Source organism: Citrobacter enshiensis (assembly GCF_029338175.1).
Lineage (GTDB): Bacteria > Pseudomonadota > Gammaproteobacteria > Enterobacterales > Enterobacteriaceae > Citrobacter_D > Citrobacter_D enshiensis.
The window spans coordinates 1,827,876-1,850,090 of sequence record NZ_CP119862.1; the positions used below are offsets into that span (position 1 = coordinate 1,827,876).

13 protein-coding genes, 16 pseudogenes and 1 riboswitch are annotated in these 22,215 nt (G+C 53.0%); of the genes and pseudogenes, 4 read left to right on the forward strand and 25 right to left on the reverse strand.

Features of this window, described 5'->3' with window-relative positions; all coding sequences use genetic code 11:
* Positions 1-27: 27 nt before the first annotated feature.
* The 25 genes and pseudogenes from P2W74_RS08700 to pduA all read right to left on the reverse strand — a co-directional run bounded on the left by P2W74_RS08700 (position 28) and on the right by pduA (position 16,853).
* Positions 28-897: pseudogene (locus tag P2W74_RS08700) on the reverse strand (L-threonine kinase).
* A gap of 132 nt (positions 898-1,029) precedes the next feature.
* Positions 1,030-1,371: a hypothetical protein gene (locus P2W74_RS23790; RefSeq protein WP_459560540.1), complete on the reverse strand. Its 342-nt coding sequence runs from the start codon at positions 1,369-1,371 to the stop codon at positions 1,030-1,032.
* Positions 1,361-2,206, reverse strand: coding sequence for a hypothetical protein (locus P2W74_RS08705; protein WP_459560537.1), 846 nt, complete (start codon positions 2,204-2,206; stop codon positions 1,361-1,363). Before P2W74_RS08705 ends, P2W74_RS23790 begins: the two co-directional genes overlap by 11 nt.
* Positions 2,191-2,643, reverse strand: a complete 453-nt coding sequence (gene pduV, locus P2W74_RS08710; protein ID WP_276294703.1) for a propanediol utilization protein PduV — start codon at positions 2,641-2,643, stop codon at positions 2,191-2,193. Before pduV ends, P2W74_RS08705 begins: the two co-directional genes overlap by 16 nt.
* 4 nt (positions 2,644-2,647) lie before the next feature.
* A pseudogene (gene pduU / locus P2W74_RS08715) lies at positions 2,648-3,002 on the reverse strand (propanediol utilization microcompartment protein PduU).
* Between the two features lie 87 nt (positions 3,003-3,089).
* A complete protein-coding gene (locus P2W74_RS23500) occupies positions 3,090-3,176 on the reverse strand; it encodes a hypothetical protein (protein WP_412767233.1) in 87 nt (28 codons plus the stop codon).
* A 44-nt stretch (positions 3,177-3,220) separates the two neighbouring features.
* Positions 3,221-3,343, reverse strand: coding sequence for a hypothetical protein (locus tag P2W74_RS23505; RefSeq protein ID WP_412767252.1), 123 nt, complete (start codon positions 3,341-3,343; stop codon positions 3,221-3,223).
* Positions 3,295-3,564, reverse strand: a pseudogene (locus P2W74_RS23510) (BMC domain-containing protein). Before P2W74_RS23510 ends, P2W74_RS23505 begins: the two are co-directional and overlap by 49 nt.
* A gap of 2 nt (positions 3,565-3,566) precedes the next feature.
* A pseudogene (locus tag P2W74_RS08725) lies at positions 3,567-4,944 on the reverse strand (SLBB domain-containing protein).
* A pseudogene (locus P2W74_RS08730) lies at positions 4,941-6,059 on the reverse strand (1-propanol dehydrogenase PduQ). The pseudogenes P2W74_RS08725 and P2W74_RS08730 overlap by 4 nt, the downstream one beginning before the upstream one ends.
* A gap of 10 nt (positions 6,060-6,069) precedes the next feature.
* A pseudogene (gene pduP / locus P2W74_RS08735) lies at positions 6,070-7,457 on the reverse strand (CoA-acylating propionaldehyde dehydrogenase PduP).
* Positions 7,454-8,454: pseudogene (pduO, locus tag P2W74_RS08740) on the reverse strand (two-domain cob(I)yrinic acid a,c-diamide adenosyltransferase PduO). Before pduO ends, pduP begins: the two co-directional pseudogenes overlap by 4 nt.
* 10 nt (positions 8,455-8,464) lie before the next feature.
* Positions 8,465-8,756: pseudogene (locus tag P2W74_RS08745) on the reverse strand (EutN/CcmL family microcompartment protein).
* A gap of 3 nt (positions 8,757-8,759) precedes the next feature.
* A pseudogene (pduM, locus tag P2W74_RS08750) lies at positions 8,760-9,253 on the reverse strand (microcompartment protein PduM).
* Entirely contained in the window at positions 9,250-9,393 is a 144-nt protein-coding gene (locus P2W74_RS08755) for a PduL/EutD family phosphate acyltransferase (protein ID WP_276294704.1), read from the reverse strand. The pseudogene pduM and the gene P2W74_RS08755 overlap by 4 nt, the downstream one beginning before the upstream one ends.
* Positions 9,371-9,844: a PduL/EutD family phosphate acyltransferase gene (locus P2W74_RS08760; RefSeq protein WP_276294705.1), complete on the reverse strand. Its 474-nt coding sequence runs from the start codon at positions 9,842-9,844 to the stop codon at positions 9,371-9,373. The genes P2W74_RS08755 and P2W74_RS08760 overlap by 23 nt, the downstream gene beginning before the upstream one ends.
* A gap of 42 nt (positions 9,845-9,886) precedes the next feature.
* Positions 9,887-10,352, reverse strand: a pseudogene (locus tag P2W74_RS08765) (BMC domain-containing protein).
* Positions 10,353-10,376: 24 nt separating this feature from the next.
* Positions 10,377-10,653 (reverse strand): annotated as a pseudogene (gene pduJ, locus P2W74_RS08770) (propanediol utilization microcompartment protein PduJ).
* Positions 10,654-10,672: 19 nt separating this feature from the next.
* Positions 10,673-11,023: a glycerol dehydratase reactivase beta/small subunit family protein gene (locus P2W74_RS08775; RefSeq protein WP_276294706.1), complete on the reverse strand. Its 351-nt coding sequence runs from the start codon at positions 11,021-11,023 to the stop codon at positions 10,673-10,675.
* A pseudogene (locus tag P2W74_RS08780) lies at positions 11,013-12,851 on the reverse strand (diol dehydratase reactivase subunit alpha). Before P2W74_RS08780 ends, P2W74_RS08775 begins: the two are co-directional and overlap by 11 nt.
* Before the next feature lie 13 nt (positions 12,852-12,864).
* A pseudogene (pduE, locus tag P2W74_RS08785) lies at positions 12,865-13,384 on the reverse strand (propanediol dehydratase small subunit PduE).
* Between the two features lie 14 nt (positions 13,385-13,398).
* Positions 13,399-14,066, reverse strand: a pseudogene (locus P2W74_RS08790) (propanediol/glycerol family dehydratase medium subunit).
* Between the two features lie 10 nt (positions 14,067-14,076).
* Positions 14,077-15,741, reverse strand: a complete 1,665-nt coding sequence (gene pduC / locus P2W74_RS08795; protein WP_276294707.1) for a propanediol dehydratase large subunit PduC — start codon at positions 15,739-15,741, stop codon at positions 14,077-14,079.
* 18 nt (positions 15,742-15,759) lie between these two features.
* Positions 15,760-16,572, reverse strand: a complete 813-nt coding sequence (pduB, locus tag P2W74_RS08800; protein ID WP_276294708.1) for a propanediol utilization microcompartment protein PduB — start codon at positions 16,570-16,572, stop codon at positions 15,760-15,762.
* Positions 16,569-16,853, reverse strand: coding sequence for a propanediol utilization microcompartment protein PduA (gene pduA / locus P2W74_RS08805; protein ID WP_001183618.1), 285 nt, complete (start codon positions 16,851-16,853; stop codon positions 16,569-16,571). The genes pduB and pduA overlap by 4 nt, the downstream gene beginning before the upstream one ends.
* Before the next feature lie 514 nt (positions 16,854-17,367).
* On the opposite strand from pduA, the pseudogene pduF reads away from it, so the two are divergent.
* From pduF to cbiB, 4 genes and pseudogenes are all read left to right on the forward strand, one after another.
* Positions 17,368-18,179, forward strand: a pseudogene (gene pduF, locus P2W74_RS08810) (propanediol diffusion facilitator PduF).
* Positions 18,180-18,378: 199 nt separating this feature from the next.
* Positions 18,379-19,291, forward strand: a pseudogene (gene pocR / locus P2W74_RS08815) (transcriptional regulator PocR).
* Positions 19,292-19,603: 312 nt separating this feature from the next.
* Positions 19,604-19,778: riboswitch (cobalamin riboswitch) on the forward strand.
* 100 nt (positions 19,779-19,878) lie between these two features.
* Positions 19,879-21,258, forward strand: a complete 1,380-nt coding sequence (locus P2W74_RS08820; RefSeq protein WP_276294709.1) for a cobyrinate a,c-diamide synthase — start codon at positions 19,879-19,881, stop codon at positions 21,256-21,258.
* A complete protein-coding gene (gene cbiB, locus P2W74_RS08825; protein ID WP_276294710.1) occupies positions 21,255-22,214 on the forward strand; it encodes an adenosylcobinamide-phosphate synthase CbiB in 960 nt (319 codons plus the stop codon). Before P2W74_RS08820 ends, cbiB begins: the two co-directional genes overlap by 4 nt.
* Position 22,215: the final 1 nt, after the last annotated feature.

Below are 22,215 nucleotides of genomic sequence, written 5' to 3' on the forward strand. Positions count from 1 at the left end.
ACCGCAGTGAGGATCGCGGTGCGGTTCTCACTGCAGTTCAACCCCACCCTTTACCATTCTAAGTAAATGCTGTTCTGGCCAATGGTTCGTCAGTTTTCTTTCTGTAAGCGTCCATTTAATGTAATCGACATCATGACGCTCCCGGTCCAGCATCAAACCGACAACGCTGCCGCTGTGCGCCACATTCACGCCGTATAAATCACACTCTTCAACGATCGATAACAACGCATTGAAGTCGGGTTTTGGAAGCAACATCTGGCTGGCGATGGCGCTCAGGGTCGCGGCTTCACCCATCCGTCGTGGGTTCTGCGTTACGCACGCTTCCTGCACGGCTTCCCAGGCTTGCTGCAAGGCTGCCGCGCCCGCGTGTAAACGATCAAGACGGGGAATACCGGTGATAATCCGAGGTACGTAAAGTCACGGGACTTTCGAGCACTAAAAGATCGAGCTGCGGTTGCGCTTCGCAGGCGATCTGCGTTGAAGCATCATTATGATCAAAAAGCGTAAGCTGGCGGAAAACGGTGCTGTCGGTCGGTTCGAGTGAAACGCAAAGCTGCGCAAGGGTGGATTCATCAAGCGTGTGGCCCAGATGGTGCGCAGTGGCAAGCTGCCTGTAGCGGCAATGTCTGCGGTGCTGCTGGCCATTCCTTTGGCAACAGGAATGGTGGAATGGACATCCACCCGTATCTCCTGGCTCCAGCAGGCAGGGTAGTTAAAGTGCGCAAGCACCCGATCTACCATCGTGCGTGAAAGTGAACGCTCATCCGCCAGAGGCGAGCCTGAACCTACCTCGACGGTGCTGTACCAGTCGACAGGGCAGGAGACCGGCTTCTCACTGCCAAGAATCCAACCCTGAATAAGTTCACCGCATGACGCCGGGCATTGTGCTACAGCCATGTATACACCTTCTTGATCAGCAATTCTCGGCGCATAGTGTCATGCTGATCATGCTATTACCTTGATTTACCGCAACTTGTGGTGATGCTTTAATTACGCAGGTACGCAAAAAGCCCGCCGTTTCGGTTAAGGCTATCTCATAACATCTTGTGCGATCATGAGTTCTTCATTGGTATTAATCACCGCCACCTTGACCATCGCGTTGTCTGTCTGAATGAACGTGCTGTTGCGTTGATTTTTTTCTTCATCAATCGCCAGCCCAAGAAAATGCAGGTTATGACAGATTGCCGACCTGGCGCGAGACGAGTTTTCGCCAATCCCACCGGTAAACAGGAGAACATCCAGTCCGCCCATCTGCATAATGTAGCTGCCTATCGTGGCGCGGATACGTTCGGCAAACAGGGTGAGCGCCAGTGCTGCCTGTCTGTTCCCCGAATCAGCAGCCTGTTCAACATCGCGATAATCACTGGATATTCCGGAGACCCCCCAGCAAGCCTGACTCGTTGTTTAATAAATGATTAAGTTGTTGCGGTGTTTTACCTTCTCGCTGCGCAATCCACGGTAAAATGGACGGATCGATATCACCACTGCGGGTCCCCATCATCACACCTGACTGCGGCGTGAATCCCATCGAGGTGTTAACGGACAGACCTCTTTGATAGCACAAAGACCTGCTGCGTTGCCGAGATGACAACACACAATGCGTAGCGCGCTGAGCGGAACCCCCAGCTTTTCTGCCAGCGTCGCACTGACATATTTGTGGCTGGTGCCGTGGAATCCGTAGCGACGAATACCAAGCTCTGGCGTAATAGCGCCAGGGTAAGGGATAGATATAGGCGGGTTCATCCAGTGTCTGATGAAAAGCCGTATCAAAGACGGCAACTGACGGCGTGTTGGGCAGCAATTGCCGAAATACCTTAATGCCAATGACATTGACCGGATTGTGCAAAGGGGCCAGTTCTGCGAGGTGTTCTATCTGCGCCAGCGTTTCATCTGTGATCAGCGCCGAATCTTTAAACGATTCTCCTCCGTGCGCGACGCGGTGACCGACACCTGTAATGTCAGTTAATGCATTGATAATTTGATAATCAATGAGCTTCTCCAGCAGTAGCGCAACGGCTTCACGATGATCCGCCATCGGCAATGTTTCTTGCCATTTTTGCGTGGTCGTTTTTATCGTGACCTGCGCATTGACCATACCAATACGTTCGATCAAACCCTGACAGATAGCCGTGCCCTGCGGCATCGCCAGTAACTGGAATTTTAGCGATGAACTGCCTGCGTTAATGGCCATTATTTTGTGAGACATAAAGATTCCTTTGCGGTCAGAAAATCAAACATTTCATCGACGCCTGAATTGGTCACGGCGCTGGTGGTAAAGATGTGTTCAGCTCCGGCTTGCGCCAACCAGTTATGTACGGTTGAAATACGCGACGCGTTTGCCAGATCGGATTTTGTGACGATGCCAATGACGGGTCTGTTCATCGGCGCTGTAAACCCCGGAGAAAAGGGGGACCAGGGGGCATCAGCGTTCAGCACCAGGGCAATCATTTCAGCTTCACAGGCACTTGCCAGCAGCGCGCTGTAGAGACAGCGGTTCTCCAGATATTCGCCCGGAGTGTCTATCGTGTCCGGAGACCACACGATGGCCTGTGTTTTTTGGTAATGAAGCGTCTCGCCACGTAAACATTGCGTGAGTGACGTTTTACCGCACTGGCTGGGGCCAATAAGCATCATGCGCTTCATGGTGTCAGGTCCGCGTGACGGGGCATGAGGTAAACAGCATCATTTCACTCAGTGTTCTGGTGACCTGTTTCAGCGCGTATTCAACGGCAGAAACATCTCCCGTTAACACAACGGCACCCGTGAATCGGTCGAGAGAAACCAATCCCACGGCACCTGACTTGGTGGCGATATCACAGGCGATAATGGGAGGCCCTCGCTGGGGGTGTGATGGTCAGAATACCTATGGCTGATACGGCATCCTGCAGCCCCAGTTTTTTAAATAAATCTTTGCCTGGATTGGCAATCAGATGCGCCAGCGTCACCTGCTTACCAGGGACATATTCCTGGATCATACGATCCGTCGTGGGTTGTCTTTCCATTATCCCTCCACAATTTGTCGCCACATGGCTTCATGTGGACGTGGAATCACAGAGCGGTAGACCAGCAGCCCTTTTTCGCCCGCGCTTTCACTGGCAACGGTAACGGCGTATGTTAACATCAGAAATATCGCCCGCTACCACCATGTAGCATTTGCCTCCGATACCAAACGCCATATGTACCCGAACCAGCGTGACATTTGAGGCTTTGACCGCACGGGTCAGCGGCGCTGATGCATGCCGCCACGCTCCACGGTTTCCACAATCCCGACGGCCTGACGCTTATCAACACTGTTCAGCCCGCTGATCGCGGGGAGGACGCTGGCATGAATATTGGGTAACACCCAGGCTGTCGACGGAGCATGTCTGCGGCGAGTGAGGAACCGGTCGCTATGGCTTGTTGCACCGCACCTACATCACCGCCGATCATCAGTAAAAATTTGCCTGGGCAGATGGGTCTTACTGACCAGAAGATTCAACGTTGGGCGCTTTTCAGCATGGCATCGCCTGATTCCATTCCTTTAGCGATACTGGTGAGTTCTAAAATACCTATTGCCTGAGACATGGTTAACCTCTTACAACCGTAATTGCCAGCTCAGTGACGTCACTAACGATGCCGACAATACTGGCGTGAATGGGGCGCGGCCTAATGCACCCGGAGGGACATCTGCGACGCACTGGCCACGAACGACGCGGTCACCTTTTTGCACCTGCGGGAGGGTATTGGCACCAATATGTTGGCGCAGAAGCAGAGTGACGTTATCCGTCAGGTGTTCGGTTTCTGATAACGGTGCTTCGTGATACCAGTCGCTAAGACCCAGGCTTAGCAAATCAGCCGTTTTACCGGACAACAGCCGATATTTCGCCATTTCATCGGCAGGATTCAGTGGCCCTTCATAACGCAGGTTTTGCGCCCGCAACTCACGCTTGAGCATGCGGTTAATACGCATTGGGGAGATGCCAACCGGACAGGCGACACATTTCACAAACATTGCATTCCGAACAGGGTCAACGCGCTGAGCAACAGTTGGGGTGTCGCGGCCTGTTGGTAGTTCACCGCGCGTACCAAGCAGGGTGCGGCGATAATTCTGGCCTATCAAATGTCGTGGGCACAAATCAGTACATAACCGACACTGTTCGCAGACCGTTTTCGCAACGGAAAGCAGCGTGCGTTCATCCTGCCTACGCCGCTGGATCAGTGGGTGCTTTTCGGGCAATACCAGCAATCCCCCCGTGGTTTTGGTTACCGGGGTATCCAGCGTGGTGAGCAAATGTCCCATCATTGGGCCACCATTGATAAAGCCAGGAGAATCAATGGTGGCTCCTCCCGCCAGAGAGAGAACCTCACGTAATGACATACCGATGGGGACGGTCAGCGTCTGTGGTGTGAGCCACTGCGCCATTAACCGTCAGAGTGCGGCGAGTGACGGGAAACTGCTGTTCCACCGCCCTGGCAATATTCAGCACGGTCTGCACGTTATTGACGACAACGCCCACGCTGACAGGCAAAGCCGCAGGGGGGACGCGATCGGCCTTGTCGCCATCCAGATGTCAGAACCTCATCACCTGCCGGATAAACATCCGGCAAAATGTGCAACCTGATGTCTGAAGGGAGAAACGGGGTTAACGCGGCGATGGCAGGACGATATTTTTCTTTGAGGGCAATAATGCCTTCGCGGGCGCCGGTTGCTTTCATCGCGTATTGCACGCCACGCACCAGACGAGCCGCCTGTTGGGCCATAAGCTGTTGGTCAACCTTCAGCATCGGTTCACATTCTGCGGCGTTGACCAGGAAGATTTCCACCTGCGCCTGCAGTTTGACATGGGCGGGAAAACCAGCGCCTCCGGCACCTACCACCCCCGCAGCACGAACTCTTTCCCGGATTGCCTGAGCATCGCAAACAATAAGTTCAGTGAATTCGAAGGCATTAGGAGCCGTATTCATATCAATTCCTCCAACAACTCTTGAATGGCGCAGGCATCAGCGGGGCGCGGATTAGTTTTTAACGTGACATCTGCCAGTGCAGCCTGAACCATGGCAGGGATTCGCTGGGAATACTCGGTTTTACCATCAGTCAGCACTTCGGAAAAAGAAGGGATGGCGCATTGTCTTATGAGTTGTTCAATACTGCGAATCAGCGCATTTAACCCTGTGATGTCTTTCGCATTGTCAGGACATAACTGACAAGCTTTCGCGAATCTTACGTACCGTTTTGCCGCTCGCGGATCCCGCGCATTAAAACGAATGACTGAGGGTAAGTAGCAGCGGCATTGGCAAGCCCATGGAGCGAGGTGAAATTGGCCTCCCAACTGGTGTGCGATGGCATGGTTAAGCCCCAGACCTGCCTGGCTAAACGCCATGCCAGCCAGGGTTGACGCGTTGTGCATTTTTCCGCGCGTCGCCAGGCAATCCCCTTTTTTAACGGCGACGGGCAGATACTGAAAAACGATTTGCGCGGCTTTTTCCGCCAGCGCGTCAGTGAAATCACTGGCCCGTGAGGAAACATAGGCTTCCAGGGCATGCGTGCAATACATCCATACCGTGTTGGCGGTGATATTGGCGGGGGACGCTGACGACCAGTCGGGGATCGAGGATCGCCATATCCGGATAGAGAGCGTTGTTGAACAGCGGGTATTTAATCCCTTTGTCGGGATCGCTTATCACACACGCGCTGGTCACTTCAGACCCAGTCCCGCTGGTGGTTGGAATGGCAACACAGGTTTCGATTTCAATACCAAACTGGCGGCTGAACCAGACGATGGCTTTGGCGGCGTCAAGCGCTGAACCGCCACCAAAACCTATTACGACATCAGGGCGCAGGGTTTGCATTTTGCGCAATCCCTTGCACGACAGTGCTGATGGTGGGGGTCTGGCGTTATCTCGCTAAACACACTGATGCGATTATTGGCAGGCAACGTCTCACGTAACATGTCGATCAGCGGTGAACGCGCCAGAAAACCATCACAAATAATCCAGATATGCTTGTTCGTAAAGCGCTTCAGCACATCCAGACTGCCCTGGCCGCTGTACAAACGGGTTTGCAGTGAAAAGGTGTTCATCACAACCTCATTAGCGGATTGAAAAACCGTTTGTCAGTACGCAGCGACGGGACCGCGCAAATGTTTTGGCTGAGGTTGTCCCTTCACCGGTTGGCGTGGCGGATTGTAAAGGGTGGTGAAACCTTCGCCTCCGACGCCGATTCCGGCATAGGACGGACCGTTCTTCACAAAAATAGAGGTCTGCAATGTGCGGGCTGCCAGATTCAGTCGTGAAACGTTCTGCGAGTGCATAATGGCGGTATGGTGCAAGCCTTCTTCTACTTTTAGTGCCAGGGTCAGGGCGCTGTCGAAGTCTTTCACTTTCACGATGGGCAACATCGGCATCAGCTGTTCGCGGGTAACCCAGTCGTCGTCAGCGTTAACGACCGCGATCAACAAACGTGGTGTTTTGGCGGGAACAGCAATACCTGCGGCTTCCAGCATGGCAGCAGGGCTTTTACCAACCAGCTTTTTATTGGCCTGACCTTCCGGAAGGCAGGCTGCGCGAAGCTTATCCGTTTCTGCGGGGGTGAGGAGCAGCGCGCCAAAGCTCTGCATTTGTTGGATCAGGCTGTCGGCAACGGACTCCACGACGATCAGGCTCTTTTCTGCAATACAGGGCAGGTTGTAATCGAAGGAAGCGCCATTAATGATATCTTCCGCAGCTTTCACTAAATCCGCGGTTTCATCGACGATGCAGGGGGGATTTCCCGCGCCTGCGCCAATGACTTTTTTGCCGCTTTTCATCCCCATCGCCACGATACCGGGGCCGCCGGTGATCGCCAGCACGGCAATGTGAGGGTGTGCCATCATTTGCTGGGTCGCTTCAAACGTGGGTTCTGCGACAGTGACGACCAGATTGCGGATCCCACAACTGCGAAACGCTATCTCCTCAATCATGCTGATCAACTTAAGAGAGACGTTTTTGGCCCCAGGATGCGGACTGAAATAAACGCTGTTTCCCGCCGCCAGCATGCTGATGCTGTTATTGATGATGGTTTCGGTGGGGTTGGTGCTGGGGGCGACGGAACCGATCACGCCAAACGGCGAATATTCGAATAGCACCATGCCGCCATCGCCGGTCAACGCCGTAGTGGTGAGATCCTCAATACCCGGTGTGTTTTCCAGGGCAGCTTTATTCTTGAGGAACTTGTCCTCTTTATTGCCCATCCCGGTTTCTACCGCGCTCTCTTCTGCAAGCGTCGTAAGGTGCGAATCGAGCGCTTCACGCATTGTGCTGATAATGGCGCTTCGGGTTTTTAGCGGGCACTGCTGATAACGTAAGAATGCCTGGTGTGCGGCGTTGATTGCCTCATCAACGGACTGAAAGATACCATTCCCTTTTACGTCTGTGGTTGTGGGCGTTAACTGTTCGCTCAGAATGGTTCGGATGAGGGTTTCCAGTTCAGAAGTATTCATTGATGTGTTCTCACGTTAATGGCCGCAATGGCGGCTTGTGCAATGTCCATGTCCTGCTCAACGCTACCGCCGCTGATCCCAAGACCCCCAATCAGTACACCGTCACGCCATAGCGCATATCCGCCGCCAAAAGTAACCACCTTTCCTTGCAGATGACTTTCCAGACCATAAAGCGCAGCGCCGGGTTGAACCGCAGCGGAAAGTTCATGGGTCGCTGTTTTCATCGCGACGGCAGTCCATGCTTTCTTCGGTGCCAGCTCGCTGCTCACTAACAGAGCATCCGGCATACGCCAGGTCACTGTTTCCACGCCGTGGGCGTCAACAATGCTGACGACAACAGGCACCTGTAATTCTTGTGCCCGCTCAACGGCTGAACGGGTCAATTGATGAAGCTCCTGAGATGAGAGTGACATCGCGGATTACCTTCATGAGGGGGAGTGACCAGAAGCCAGATAACGCTTTGTCACTTCCCGAATAATGGTGTTCTGATGAGCATCGTGATCTTCGGCGCGCGCCAGGGCATACAAACAATCTGAGAGTCGGTTGATATAGCGCATCAGTACATGCCTGACAGCGACGTCCTCAGACAGCTCCACCAGACGTCGCTCAGCGCGACGCGCTAACGTTCGCGGCAAAGTGCAATTCGGCTCGCAGCCTCACACCGACCCGGCAGAATAAAGCTGTGCAAGGGGGCTACGCGGCCCATCGCGGTATCAATAGCGGTTTCAAGTGCGGTAATTTCTTCAGAACTGATGTAACGCTGCCCTGATGCCGGTTGTTCGCTTTCACTGGCAAGCTCTGCGCTAAACCAGAAGATCTGTAACTGAATAGATTCCAGCAACGTGCGATGTTGCGCACAGGCGCAAGCGCACACACACAGACTCAGCGCGGCATTAAGTTCATCCAGCGTTCCGTAAGCTTCAACACGCGGATGGGTTTTACTGACGCGTTGGCCGGTAAACAGGGCGGTTGTTCCGGCATCACCTGTTCGGGGTATAAATCTGCCATCATTCCCCCCTTAACGGAGAAACCGTGTCGACGATGCCGACAATGGCCAGATCTATGGCCTCATTGGGACCGCTAAAAACATGTCTGGCGCTGGAGCCGCTGCTGAGCAACACTAACTCGCCAACGCCAGCCCCTACGGAATCAACCGCCACCTCATCACCTGTCGTGGGATGTGAGGGGAAGCTCCCCATCGCACTGGACCCAGACGTACCAGCAGGAAGTTTTTTCCCCACCAGATGACGGTGATTTTTGTGTGGATACCACCGCGCCTGTAACGCGTGCAGAGTGCATGGTTCACTCCTGTTTAATTGAGATGAATATTGCGTGTGCAGCGGCTTCACGAGCCAGTGCGGTAATGACACATTGACGACGTAACACCAGCGATACACTGGGAAGGCGAGCCACGTCGGCATAACTTAAAAGATTGACCGGGTGCAGGATGCCAGGTCTGTCCCAGCTCATCACTGAATATCAGAGGCAGGTGTGCCAGCTTTTTCACCGGTAACGCCGGTAACAAACGACGTTGCACTGACAGCTGTACGCGAAGTCCAAATGCCAGCGCCTCGTGAATCATTACCGTCGTTGCATTTGACGAATCGTTCTGTGCAAGTTGTTCCAGTAATGGCAAGTCAACCTGCTGAACATGCAGAGATGAATACTGACAAAACAGTGTCCGGGCATCGATTTCCTGCAGTTGCGCGGCGCTGAGCGTGACCGCACTTTCGGCACGACGCAGCAGGACGCGCAAAAACCTCTTCGACGATCCGTTGCAACCGTTCGCCGTTCATCGTGGCGTCACCAGTTTGGCGAAGGCGTGCGGGTTATCTGCGCCTGCCGCATTGGCTTCGTCAGTGTCGATATGCATCTCAAGACGCATATCTGGCGAAACGCGAACGGCGACATTGTCAAAAAACCAGCCGACGCTCATCTCCCTCAATGGCCACAGAAACGTTGTCGCCGTGCGAAACCCTCAGGATCAGCGCATCCAGCGGTGACATATGAATATGGCGACGGGCGATAATCACGCCCGACGTGAGATCCAGTTCGGCAAACGGGCTGACAAGGCGGATCCCCGGCGTTCCTTGCAGAGCGCCAGACATACGCAAAGGGGCTGCGACGCCCAATGTTCTGGCGTCGGTACGGGAGATTTCAACCTGACTCGTATTACGCAATGGCCCAAGCAGGCGAACATTATTTAACTGACCTTTTGGGCCGACCAAGTGTGACGGTTTGCTCGGCGGCGTATTGTCCGGGCTGTAATAGCGCTTTTTTCTCGCTGATCGGTTTGGTCCAGGAAAAAGGACGGCATAGTCTTCTGCGCAAAGATGGATATGACCGATTAGAAACGCCCAGCGGAATAGGGGCGCTCCCGCATCCATCCAGGATCTGACTCACGGTCGTCTCCAGAAGTTGCTTATCCATTACGCTTCACCTCGTTTGCCTGAATGCAGACAGAGAGAACGGGGTTCCCCCTTCTGGCGTTTGCATTGTGGATCGAGGCAAAGATTGCAACTGATAAGCTCAGTTCCCTGTGCGCTCTCAGGTAAAAAAGGCTCCGCAAGGATCTCTTCCTGAGGCTCTTCGGGAGCAGCATCGGGAATGGGTGCAGACGACGTCTCTACGCTGCAAGAAAGAATGCCCTCTCCAGGCCGGGCGATGACTTTATGTGCGACCAGACCTGCTTGCTGGTCGGCAAAACTGGCGCCAGTGATGATGGCCGCCTGAACAGAGGCTACATCACCGGGTAATTTTTGATCACCGTCCAGCTGAACCGTTGGTCTTTTCGAGGCCAACCAGCGTGATGGAAGCGGCTTTCGCCATGACATCCGCGCAATTGATGGCTAATGCCAGACCACTAACTTCAAGTAATCCCAGTGATTGCTTCACGCTGTTCTCCTTCTTCGAATTGACTTAGGCAGATTTAGGTAAAATGGCCTCAACGTCGCTGTGCGGGCGTGGGATGACGTGGCAGGATTTGACTTCGCCTACCGCGCTTGCCGCAGCACTTCCTGCGTCTACGGCCGCTTTAACGGCGCCGACATCACCGCGAACCATCACGGTCACTAAACCCGAGCCGAGTCTTTTCATAGCCGACCAACTGCACGTGGGCGGATTTCACCATGGCATCGGCGGCTTCGATCGCGGCTACCAGCCCTTTTGTTTCAACCAGTCCCAGTGCGTTATTCATACTGCGGTTCTCCTGTGGATTATGAGTGACCATCCCGGAAGGGAAGGCCTTTAACCAGCCGCGCGGCGTTGTTGCCAATACGTCGACGGGCAGGGTTATCTTGGTGATAGGTCAGCGTAAATAGCGGCGCTGATGCGGGTAAATTCTTGTAATGCACAACCAGGGTTTCACTGTCACAGGCGATGCCTACGAGCAGCGGCGACTGGCGCGCTGCCTGCCACGCGCAATGAACGACATCGTCTGATGCCTGCTGCTGAACAACGAAGGGAATACCTTCTTCTTCGATACCCAACAGGACGTCATTCCAGTCGGAGAGTGTGCCGTCAATGGCCGCGACCACAATCGCCGGTGCGATATGATTACTGTTCATAAGCAAACTCCTTATGCCAGGAAAGGATCAATCCTGTTGCGACGGCGTTTCTTGGCCCTTCGCTACCGCGAATGTTTCCTCGCCCAGCCACCAGCCGATAGTGCGCCAGCGCATCGGTGACCAGTTGCGGGACTTCAAAATCCAGAGAAGAACCGCCAACCAGCACCACAAACGGTATGTCACGAATATTGCCGGTTGGGCTTACCTGACGCAGTGCGCGCAGAGCGTTGGTGACAAAGACTCGCTCTTTCGCGCTGCGGCGAATGGCACGCACTTTCTCCAGGGCCAGGTCGCCAGGGAGAGGAACCAGTTCATCGGGTTTCACCACGCAGACACGTGCGAACACCGACGGAGGGAGGCTGAGTGGTGAGGAACTGAACGCTGCCGTCCTCATGGCGCAGGTGAAACAAACTTTCCACCTTGGCTAACGGGTGCTTTTTGATCTCCTCGGCCAGATAACGATCTTCCAGGACCCAGTTCGCGAGCGATGATCATCGTGACCATATCGCCAGCACCGGCGAGGTGAGTGGCGATAATTTCGCCTTTAGGGTTGATGATTGAGGCGTCAGTTGAACCTGCGCGCCAGATGCCAGAATCGCCAGGGGACGCGTGGTTGCCAGCGTGGTTAAGGCGCCCAGAATGGCGGCTTCGGCCTCTGCGCCGCCAACCTGTACGTCAACGTTGAGTTTTTGCTTAATTTCGCGGGCGATCATCGCCATCTGCAGGCGATCTGATTTCACCATGGAGGCGATGCCGACGGCCTGCTCCAGCGAAAACTCTCCGGCTAACCCACCTGTAACACTTTACGGGTACAGAAGTATCGACGGCTAACAGGTCCTGAATGAAAACTTCAGTGCTGGGTTTGTTGGTGAGTTCTGCCATTGTCTGGCGCACATGTTCCAGCATGCCGCCAATATTAGTTCCGGCTTCACCCGTCACATTATCCAGTTTCGGGCATTCGCCGACCGCTTTCATGATGGCGTCGGCACCAGCAGCAACATCGACTCGACGCGTGCGCCCCTGTGACAGCAGTTCAATATTTCCGGCTGGTATGGCGCGAGCTTTTACATCACCTGATGGTGTTTTCACCACCACGGCGGAACGGTTGCCAATCAGCGCGCGCGCCATAGGCACAATGTTTTTGGTCTCGTTGGCACTGAGATTAAAAACCGTAGCGATGCCGTAAGGGTTAGACAGTGTTTCGATCACCTTCCCCGGGGACGGCAACCTCAATAGCGGCCAGCATCCCGAGAGGAATTCGGTCGATATACCGAACTTCATCAACAATAGGGACGGGTTTTTCAAGACGATTACTGACCAGTACACCGTCATCCTGTTGAAGAATGACGCCGGTCAATTGATACCCCGCCCGCACGGAAGCATTAATCATGGTGGCGACATCGGCGAAATCGAACGCTGCTGATACCACCAGGATGTAAGAGACATCAGCCGGGCGAGTCAGCAACTCTTCCGGCGTAATGGTTATCCCGACGCCAAGACCGACTCCGCCCGGGGTTTTCGGGTTGTGGCCGATCATGGTTGACTCAGTGATGATGGTTTCCGTGATGGTTTCCATCGCCACATCGCCAATCACTGGCGTGGCTTCGTTGATGCGGATGAGCGAAATATCACTGACATTGATGCCAGCGTCTTTTGCCGCCAGCGTAAGCGCTTCCTGAATCCCGAACACATTGCGTAATGTGCCTTTGATTCCGGTCGTTTCCGCCAGCGCACTGCCGGTGATTGTCAGTACGCCAGACTCATTCAACGTCGCCAGAGCGACTTCTGTTGATGAGTTACCAATATCAATGCCAGCGATATAGCGCATGGATTCTCTCCGTTTAATCGTCGCCTTTAAGTTTTTTGCGCTCGACGTACAGCATGGCCGCTTCACGAATGAAACCTGCGCAAATCTTTGCCTGATAACGACTTTCGAGATCGTCCGCAATGGCCATCAGCTCTTCTTTCGTTGAACGGTAAGGACGCAGTGCGTTGTAGATTTCAAGGATCCGTTCGTCGGGTACGGCGGTCAGTTCCGCTGCGCGTTCAAAGTTCATCGCCAACCGGTCACGGCCAGCATCTTTGGCGATAGCGGCCTGAAGACGCAGTGTTTCCGGCGTGATACGCATATCCTGCGCGGTCACTTTATTGCTCAAGGACATTCTCAAGCGTGAAATCATCCAACGTTTTGTTGGTTGCTGTTTTCACCCACTCAGGATGCTTGTTCGCCAGTGGGTAATCGGTCACCTTCGCGGTATGCGTGGTCGTATGCACTGCGGCAGAGGTGGGTGTTTCACCTTGCAGGCTGTTCATGCGGCTCAACACATCCCGAACCATCGATTCAATTGCTTCGGTATTCATGGAGGTATCCTTTGTTAAAGCGCCACGCGCAGTTCCTGCGCGTTTTTGCCCGTCACGACATACTTCGTCTCTTTGATATGCAAAATGGCCGATTTCGCCTGATATTTCGGGCGCGCCATCTGATCGTTCAGCGTCGGAACAGGTTGCGGAGATTCTCTCTTGGCATAACGCGCGGCGTTCTTACCAATTTGACGATACGTTTCCAGCGTGAGTAACGGGGCCTGCGGGAAAAGCTCCAGGTTGGAGAGCGGAGGTAACCCTTGTTGGTGAATGACCGTCGTCCCTTTAGACTGGATGCCGATAGAGATACCAGAACCGCTCAGACGGTTCCCTTCTACCGCGACGAAACGCCACATCGGATGATTTAAAACAGCGAATAACACAGGCTTTGATGCCTTCTTCTTCAATACCCGCGATCACTTCGCGCAGAATGCTCTTGTGCGGCAGACCCACGATATTGACGGTTTGCGGACAGACCAAATGCCGGGCCAACAGCAATGATGACTCATCGTCATTGCTGGGAACCTTGTTTGGCTTCGCCAATTTCAGTCAGAAAGCTTTCACCCTGTGCAGGCGCAGCCTGAACAGCGGGTGTGCGCAAGGTCACTGGTTTGTCACTGCTCTGCATTTCGGACAGTACATCTTCAATTATCTGGCGCAGCAGCTTTTCATTAATTTCCATTTTTCACCCCTTAGCCAAGTTCGTTGGGATCGAGTGCGCCAGGGATATTTTTTATCTCTTCCCAGCGTTCGCCTTGCAGGCGATAACCTGTTGCCGGGACGGCATAATCGTTAATGTCATTTACTGCTGAGAGCACTTGTCCATCACCGACGATAATGGCGGAGGTATGCAGATAGTCTCCGGTCAGCTTGGCTTTCTGGATGTTGAGCATGTCCTGAGCAACGTCGGTAAAACCACCCTGGGCGAGGGCTTTTACCACTTCCAGGCCGTTACGGTTCTTATTGATGATCTCCTGCGCAAACTTGAGATCTTCAACAATGTTACGTTCCGGCATGTCTTTCGAACCGTGGGCGTAAGTGGCGGCTTCGACTTCTTCGTCAGTGATCGGTGGAAGACCCATACCGGCAAAGACGGCCTGCAGTGCGCGGGCAGCTTTATTACGAATGGCGATGACGTCTTCTTCACGAACCGGACGTAGACCCCCGTCTACTTTCAGGTCACGCTGAAGGACGTTGTAGTCGTCAAAATCCTCGGCATCTTCGTTGGAACCGGCAAACATGTTGTCGTAGTTCGGCACCGCAGAATACCCGGAGGAGATAAAGTCAGTTCCCGGCAGGAACTGCATCAGCAGGCGCGCCGTACGGCGCATGTCGGAGTGGGTGAAGGTCTGGTCGTTACTGGAGGCGCATTCCAGATCCAACGACGAGCAGATCAGGTTTTCTGCTAATACGGCGCGAATCCCCGATGGCACTGCGGAAGGCACGCCAATGCAGCTTACCGAACCGTTTTGCAATCCCTGTACGCCAGCCGCTTTCGTGATGTAGATGCAACGCGCTTCCAGGTACAGCATCGACTTGCCTTCGGCGTAACCCATTTGCACTTCAGAGCCAGAACCGGAGGTAAACCGCATTTTCAGGCCGCGAGAGGCATAAGAAGAGGCCAGAAAGCCTTTCGACCAGGGGGTATCATCACCGTCGGTAAAGACAGGTTCGGTACCGTAGACGGAGATGGTTTCGGCGTAGCAGGTATGGCCTAACATACCGAGTTTCAGTTCGGTGGCTTCTTCCAGCGAACACTGGGTTAATACGCCAGGACGACCAACCTGGGAGCCAACGAGCAGAGCGATAGCGTTGAACGGGGCATAACGCGCCACCGCCACCGTCGTCTCTTGTTCATCAAATCCGCGCCATGCGCCTTCGGCGGCATCGGCAGCGATCTGTACCGGGTTATCTTTGATGTTGGTCACGTGCGCCTGTTGAGAAGGGGTACGACGAGCGCGCATTTTCTGCATCGCCATCATCATCTCAACCACGTTCATGTGTGACACCACTTCAACGATTTTCGCCGGTGTCATCGCGGTGGTGAGCGGTACGATGTCACTGCGTTTTACATTAGGATCGCAGAGCATATTGGCAAGCTTGACCGAATCCATTTTCATGACTTCTTCGGCACGTGCCAGATTAATCCCGTAGCGGGCGATGAAATGGTCAATCAGGTCAAATTCGCTGGCGGCTTTGCCATCCAGTTCGGTCACTGCGCCGTTGACGATTTTAATCGAGGGTTTAGGATCGTTCGGGCTTTCCATTGCAATGAAGCCTTCTTCGATCCACTCCTTAACGAAGCCGTCCTGATTCACAGGGCGTTTCGCCAGTGCTTCAAATCTTTTCGATCTCATGAATCAGCCTCATGGGTATTAGATATAGGACGGACGATCGTTTTTCGGTTCAGAGCCGAGGGTCGACAGGACGGTTTTGCCAATTTCGCGAGCAGAGATAACCGCCTGACGTACAGCGCCGGAGTCGCCGGAAATCACCAGAATGGCTTCATTACTAAAGCTGGTTCCATGTGCCGGAGAGCTATAGGCCACGACCTCAACGTTGGCGGATTTCAGCGCGGTATCAGCCATTAACACGCCGACAGAAGCTGGAGCGCCAACAATGACGCCGCAGGCGCGACCGAGTGGTGCGCCGAACGCTTTTTCAAGGGCATAACTGGCGCGTGCGGTGTACTGCAGTTCCAGATGACCCGCTTCGTTGGCGTAGACATCGCCAAAGGTACGGTCAAGTTCTTTGAGCGCGACTTCGATGCCGCGTTTTACGTCTGAAACATCGTTGCCGCCCAGAATGATCAGCGAACCATGCCCGGCACCGCCCTTGGTGTCGCGGGGAAGCTCAATGCTGACCACTTCCGTATTCGTCGCTTTTACGGCTTCATCAGCGGCCATAATGTGTGGACCTGCACCCGTACGTGCGCCCAGAATGCCAATTGAGCGATAACGCTTCTCAAGCTTCATCGCCTCCAGCAAGGCGCTGTCTACGTTCGCGATGACCAGACCAACAGTGTCGCCAATCGCGGTGCCGACAAATTCCGTTAAACTGCAGCTCTTTTCTGCCATAGCCGTCTCTCGTTTTGGATAGGGTTTATCAGGGATGACCGGTTGAGCGGGGGTTGCCACGCGGGCAATCACCTGCGCCATGATCTGTTCCACCAGCTCATTGCTGCTCATTGGCTAATTCCCTTCGGTAGGATTTTTTCTACATCGGTATGAGGGCGTGGAATCACGTGTACGGCTTTCACTTCTCCCACGTTGCGGGCAGCTGCCGCACCTGCATCGGTAGCCGCTTTGACTGCGCCGACGTCACCGCGAACGATAACTGTCACCAGTCCCGAGCCAATTTTTTCGTAGCCGACCAGCATGACATTGGCTGATTTCACCATCGCATCAGCGGCTTCGATGGCAGCGGTTAAACCTTTGGTTTCTACCATTCCTAATGCTTCTTGTTGCATAAAGACCTCGCCTGGGTTGTCCCGATAATCAGGACTATAAAAAGAAGCGAGGAAAAAGAATGGCTGACTTATCTTTGAACGTGAAAAAATAGTGGGTTGTCAATGCTATTAAATTGCTTAAATTTATTTCATGTTGTTGTTTTTAAACAAAAATAAAAATAATAAAAATGTAACTATTTTGTTTTTGTTATTTCATTTTTACATTTTACCAGGTGACAAAATAAAATTAATTTGCCAAGGAGAAATGAATATGTGATGTTTGTTGGAAATTTAAATGTTGGATTTAGCCATTTTTTACTAATGCAACGACTGCATTTTATTTATCGAATCGCTCGTGGTGTCTGCTCTACGGGGTAAACGAATAGCAATAATTTGTTATTGCGGCACGATTTTTCAGAGCCTGCCAGCCTTCAGGTTGCCAACAATTTGCAGAGATCAGTTTTTATAGTGAAAGTCGGTCGTCAGCAGGGAAGCTTGCTGGCACAGACACAAACTCTGCTTAGAAGGTGTCACAATGAACGATTCATTAAAAGCGCAATGCATTGCCGAATTTTTGGGCACCGGGCTGTTTTTGTTCTTCGGTATCGGTTGCCTCAGTGCGCTCAAAGTTGCTGGCGCAAGTTTGGGATTATGGGAAATCTGTATCATTTGGGGGTTAGGGATCTCGCTTGCCGTTTATCTGACCGCCGGAATATCCGGTGCGCATTTAAACCCGGCAGTGACGATTGCATTATGGTTGTTTGCCTGTTTCCCAGGCCGTAAAGTTCTGCCCTACACAATCGCCCAGCTTGCTGGCGCGTTTGGCGGGGCGATGCTGGCATATCTGCTTTATGGCAGTCTGTTTATCGAATTTGAAACGGCTCATCAACTGGTGCGTGGCAGCGTCGAAAGTTTGCAACTGGCGAGTATTTTCAGTACATATCCAGCTGCGGCCTTGAGTGTATGGCAAGCTGCGCTGGTGGAAGTGGTGATCACGTCCATTCTGATGGGGATGATCATGGCGCTGACCGACGATGGCAATGGTGTGCCTAAAGGACCGTTGGCCCCTTTGCTGATTGGGATACTGGTGGCGGTTATCGGTGCTTCCACCGGTCCTCTTACTGGATTTGCGATGAACCCTGCTCGTGATTTTGGCCCAAAACTGTTCGCATGGATGGCAGGATGGGGAGACATTGCGATGACAGGCGGACGTGATATCCCATATTTTATTGTACCTATCGTGGCACCGATTGTTGGGGCTTGCGGGGGGGGCGGCAATCTATCGCTATTTTATTGGTAAAAAACTTACCGTGTAATGCCTGTAAGCTGGAAGAAAATCAGGGGTAACGCCGTTTTTATGGGCTTTTCTGAAATAGGTAAATGATTTCGTGATCTGGTTTCACGAACTGAATAAAACGTCTCCCAGGGATGGGGGACTTTTGTTATTGTGCATTATGCTTTGATCATTAATACCTCAAGATAATGATTAAGCGAATGTAAATAAAATGTGCTGTTTATAACAATAAATTAACTGAGAGGTTTTATCATGATTTCTGCGAGCGCTCTGAACTCAGAACTCATTAATAAAATCGCACAGGATTTTGCACAAGCCACCAGTCTGGCGGTTGTGGTTGTCAATATTCATGGTGATGAGATTTCTGAGCTGTTTAATTTCACACCATTTTGTCAATTGATGCGCCAACATCCCCAACACAGTACGCGTTGCCGTATGAGCGATCGCTGCGGCGGTCTGGAAGCATCAAAATCAGATCAGCCTTGTATTTATCGCTGCCATGCAGGGTTAACCGATTTCTCTATTCCGTTGGTGATTGCGGGTCATCTGGTTGGGTTCGTCCTTTGTGGGCAAGTGCGTTTAAGCAATGATGTCGGCCTGGTGGATATTCTCAATGTGGATGACCGTTGGCAGGCCGATCCCGAGCTGCTGAACGAATTTCATAACGTACCAGAGATGGACTATTCAAGGGTGATGGCGTCAGCAGACCTGTTGAAGCTCATTGTTGAAAATTGCCTTAAAAAACAACTCAATTTTGTTGTTATCAAAGATAATCCACAGCAAGCTGAACCGGCCCGGGCGAGCCGTAGTCCTAATCCGCATGACAGTAAAATAAAGAAAGCGCTGCGCTACATTGATGCGCATTTGTCGGACGATCTGCGTCTTGAGGATGTCGCGTCACATGTTTATCTTAGCCCGTACTACTTCAGCAAGTTATTTAAAAAATATCAGGGCATCGGTTTTAACGCTTGGGTAAACCAGCAAAGAATGGCCAGCGCCAGGGAACTGCTGTGCCACAGTGACTGGAGCATTGCCAGCATTGCGCGTAATTTAGGCTTTTCTCAAACCAGTTATTTCTGCAAAGTTTTTCGCCAGACGTATCAGGTGACGCCGCAGGACGTTTCGTCAGCAAATTAATGAAAATTCGTCTATTGAATCTGCGTAAATATCAATATCTGGCAATTGCCGATTTTTGATATCCTGTGGCATGTCATTCATTATAAAATGAAAGTAACCGCCTCAATGCGATAAGTTGTCGTAGCGCAACAAAATAGTATTATTTGCGGGATAAACTGCGTCTGTTTTTATTTTTGTGATGGGGTGCAGTTTCGGGAAGTTGGTGGTTTTTATTATTATTCCCGCTGCACTCATTCAGTACATATACGAGTGAAAATATGCATTAGTAACGCCAGAAAATTGGCGTAAGAAAGAGTGAGATGTAATTAGAATTTAATTACCGTTATGGGTTGATAAAAATCCCTAACGTAAGTCGACAGGTTTGCCACATTTGTGGCAGGGAAGGGGGTGAGAAATCCCCCGCAGCCCCGCTGCTGTGATGCTGACGACCCCGTAAACGCCACTGATCGCAAGATTGGGAAGGACGGGTGAGGATGACGCTGAGCCAGAAGACCTGCCTGTCGGCCATTACCAACAACTTCGGTGGGAAGTGGGTTGATCGGAAGCGGTACAGTCTGAAGGCACTGGTTACAAGCGCATCTCTACACCCCTACCACCCTGAACAGGATCAGGGGTATGGCGGCACGTTCTCACGCATTTATTCTTGCAGGCACCGGAAGCGGCTGTGGCAAAACCACGGTAACGCTGGGTTTGCTGAGTCTGTTAAAACGTCGCGGTCTGCGTGTACAACCCTGCAAAGTGGGACCTGACTATCTCGACACGGGCTGGCATACGGCGGTTTGTGGCACGACCTCCCGCAATCTCGACAGTTTCATGCTCCCTGAGCCCGTTCTTAATGCCTTGTTTTGCGAGCATATGCAGCAGGCTGACATTGCCGTCATCGAAGGGGTTATGGGGCTGTACGACGGCTACGGCACCGACCCCAATTATTGCAGTACGGCGGCAATGGCGAAGCAACTGGGTTGCCCGGTCGTTCTGCTGGTGGATGGCAAAGCGGTTTCAACCTCGATTGCCGCGACGGTGATGGGATTCCAGCACTTTGATCCTGATCTCAACATTGCGGGCGTCATCGTCAATCGCGTCAACAGCGAAGCACATTACCAACTCCTCAAAACGGCAATTGAGCGCTACTGCACGGTGCCTGTTCTGGGCTATGTCCCTCGTGCTGAGGGCGTTTCATTGCCTGAACGCCATCTTGGACTGGTCACCGCCCGAGAGTCGCTTATCAATCAGCAGCCGTGGCAGGAATTCGCCAGTACCCTTGAGCAGACACTGGATATCGACAAACTGCTTTCGCTGAGTCAACTCACGTCGCTGCCTGAAGGGGAATGGCCTGCATCACCGTCCGCCTCTGCTGGCGAAGGACTTACGCTGGCGCTCGCGGATGATGAAGCCTTCAATTTTTATTACCCGGACAACATCACTCTGCTGGAGCGTACTGGCGTCCGTATTGCCCGTTTTAGCCCTCTTCATGACCGCAAACTTCCTGACTGCCAGATGATTTGGCTTGGCGGTGGATACCCCGAACTGCATGCGGCGGGTCTTGCCGAAAATACAGAGATGTTGTCGCAATTGCGGGCAGCGCACCAGCGCGGTGTGGCTATCTATGCGGAGTGCGGCGGTTTGATGTACCTGGGAAGCTCGCTGGAGGATGCAACCGGAGCGGTGTATCAGATGGCCGATGTTATTCCGGGCCATAGCCGGATGGGAAAACGACTTACCCGCTTCGGCTACTGCGAGGCGCAGGCCAGGCAGCAAACATTACTGGCAGCGCCTGGCGATGTGCTTCGCGGACATGAATTTCACTATTCGGATTTTACCCCGGAAATACCGTCCGTGATGGCGTGTCGCAAAGTGCGTGACGGTAAAATTTTGCAGGAGTGGTCCGGCGGCTGGCAAGTGGGCAATACCTTTGCCAGTTACCTTCACGTTCATTTCGCACAGCGTCCGGAAATGCTGAACCACTGGCTGGCTGCGGGCAGGGAGTCACTATGACATTGCTGGCATGGGGCGTTGCCTGGCTTCTCGATTTCATTATCGGTGACCCGCAAAACTGGCCGCATCCGGTACGCTGGATTGGCAATTTAATCTCCTCGGTTCAGCGCCTTGTCAGACGTTATTGCCATAGCGAGCGCGCGCTGCGGATTGGTGGTGCGGTGATGTGGGTTCTGGTGGTCGGCGTGACCTGGGGTGTTTCCTGGGGCGTGCTGACGCTGGCGACAATGATTCACCCCTGGTTTGGCTGGCTGGTTGAAGTCTGGATGATCTTTACCGTCCTGGCGGGACGCTGCCTGGCAAAGGCCGCGATGGATGTTGAACGTCCATTGCGGGCTGGCAATCTTGCCGAAAGCAGGGAAAAGCTCGCCTGGATTGTGGGTCGAGACACGTCGCAGTTACAGCCGGATCAAATCAATCGTGCGGTGGTAGAGACCGTGGCGGAAAACACCGTTGACGGCATTATTGCGCCGCTGTTTTTCCTGTTGATTGGCGGCGCGCCTTTAGCCATGGCCTACAAAGCGGTCAACACCCTTGATTCTATGGTGGGCTATAAGCATGAAAAATACCGGGCCATCGGTATGGTCAGCGCTCGCCTTGATGATGTGGCGAATTACCTTCCAGCCCGTCTTAGCTGGCTATTGCTTAGCCTTGCCGCAGTTCTGTGCCGTCAGGATGGTGCCCGCGCACTGCAGATCGGCTGGCGCGACCGTTACAACCATAGCAGTCCAAACTGTGCCTGGTCTGAGGCGTGTGTGGCCGGGGCGTTGGGGATTCGCCTGGGCGGGCCAAATAACTACTTTGGTCAGCGTGTTGAGAAACCCTGGATAGGCGATGCGCGGCGCGACATTTCTGTAGACGACATTTCCCAAACGATTCGATTGATGTGGGTAGCTTCGACCCTGGCCCTTGCGCTGTTTATGGTGGCGCACTGGCTGGTAGTTGGCGCGGCCTGAG

Excerpts from the sequence above, each read along its gene's own strand:
- P2W74_RS08755 (WP_276294704.1), bottom strand. The coding sequence starts at position 9,393 with ATGAGCGTCGGCTGGTTTTTTGACAATGTCGCCGTTCGCGTTTCGCCA.
- pduV (WP_276294703.1), bottom strand. The coding sequence starts at position 2,643 with ATGAAGCGCATGATGCTTATTGGCCCCAGCCAGTGCGGTAAAACGTCA.
- P2W74_RS08820 (WP_276294709.1), top strand. The coding sequence starts at position 19,879 with ATGGCGGCACGTTCTCACGCATTTATTCTTGCAGGCACCGGAAGCGGC.
- pduC (WP_276294707.1), bottom strand. The coding sequence starts at position 15,741 with ATGAGATCGAAAAGATTTGAAGCACTGGCGAAACGCCCTGTGAATCAG.
- cbiB (WP_276294710.1), top strand. The coding sequence starts at position 21,255 with ATGACATTGCTGGCATGGGGCGTTGCCTGGCTTCTCGATTTCATTATC.
- P2W74_RS08705 (WP_459560537.1), bottom strand. The coding sequence starts at position 2,206 with ATGTCTCACAAAATAATGGCCATTAACGCAGGCAGTTCATCGCTAAAA.
- P2W74_RS23500 (WP_412767233.1), bottom strand. The coding sequence starts at position 3,176 with ATGGCGTTTGGTATCGGAGGCAAATGCTACATGGTGGTAGCGGGCGAT.
- pduA (WP_001183618.1), bottom strand. The coding sequence starts at position 16,853 with ATGCAACAAGAAGCATTAGGAATGGTAGAAACCAAAGGTTTAACCGCT.
- P2W74_RS08760 (WP_276294705.1), bottom strand. The coding sequence starts at position 9,844 with ATGGATGCGGGAGCGCCCCTATTCCGCTGGGCGTTTCTAATCGGTCAT.
- P2W74_RS08775 (WP_276294706.1), bottom strand. The coding sequence starts at position 11,023 with ATGAACAGTAATCATATCGCACCGGCGATTGTGGTCGCGGCCATTGAC.
- pduB (WP_276294708.1), bottom strand. The coding sequence starts at position 16,572 with ATGAGCAGCAATGAGCTGGTGGAACAGATCATGGCGCAGGTGATTGCC.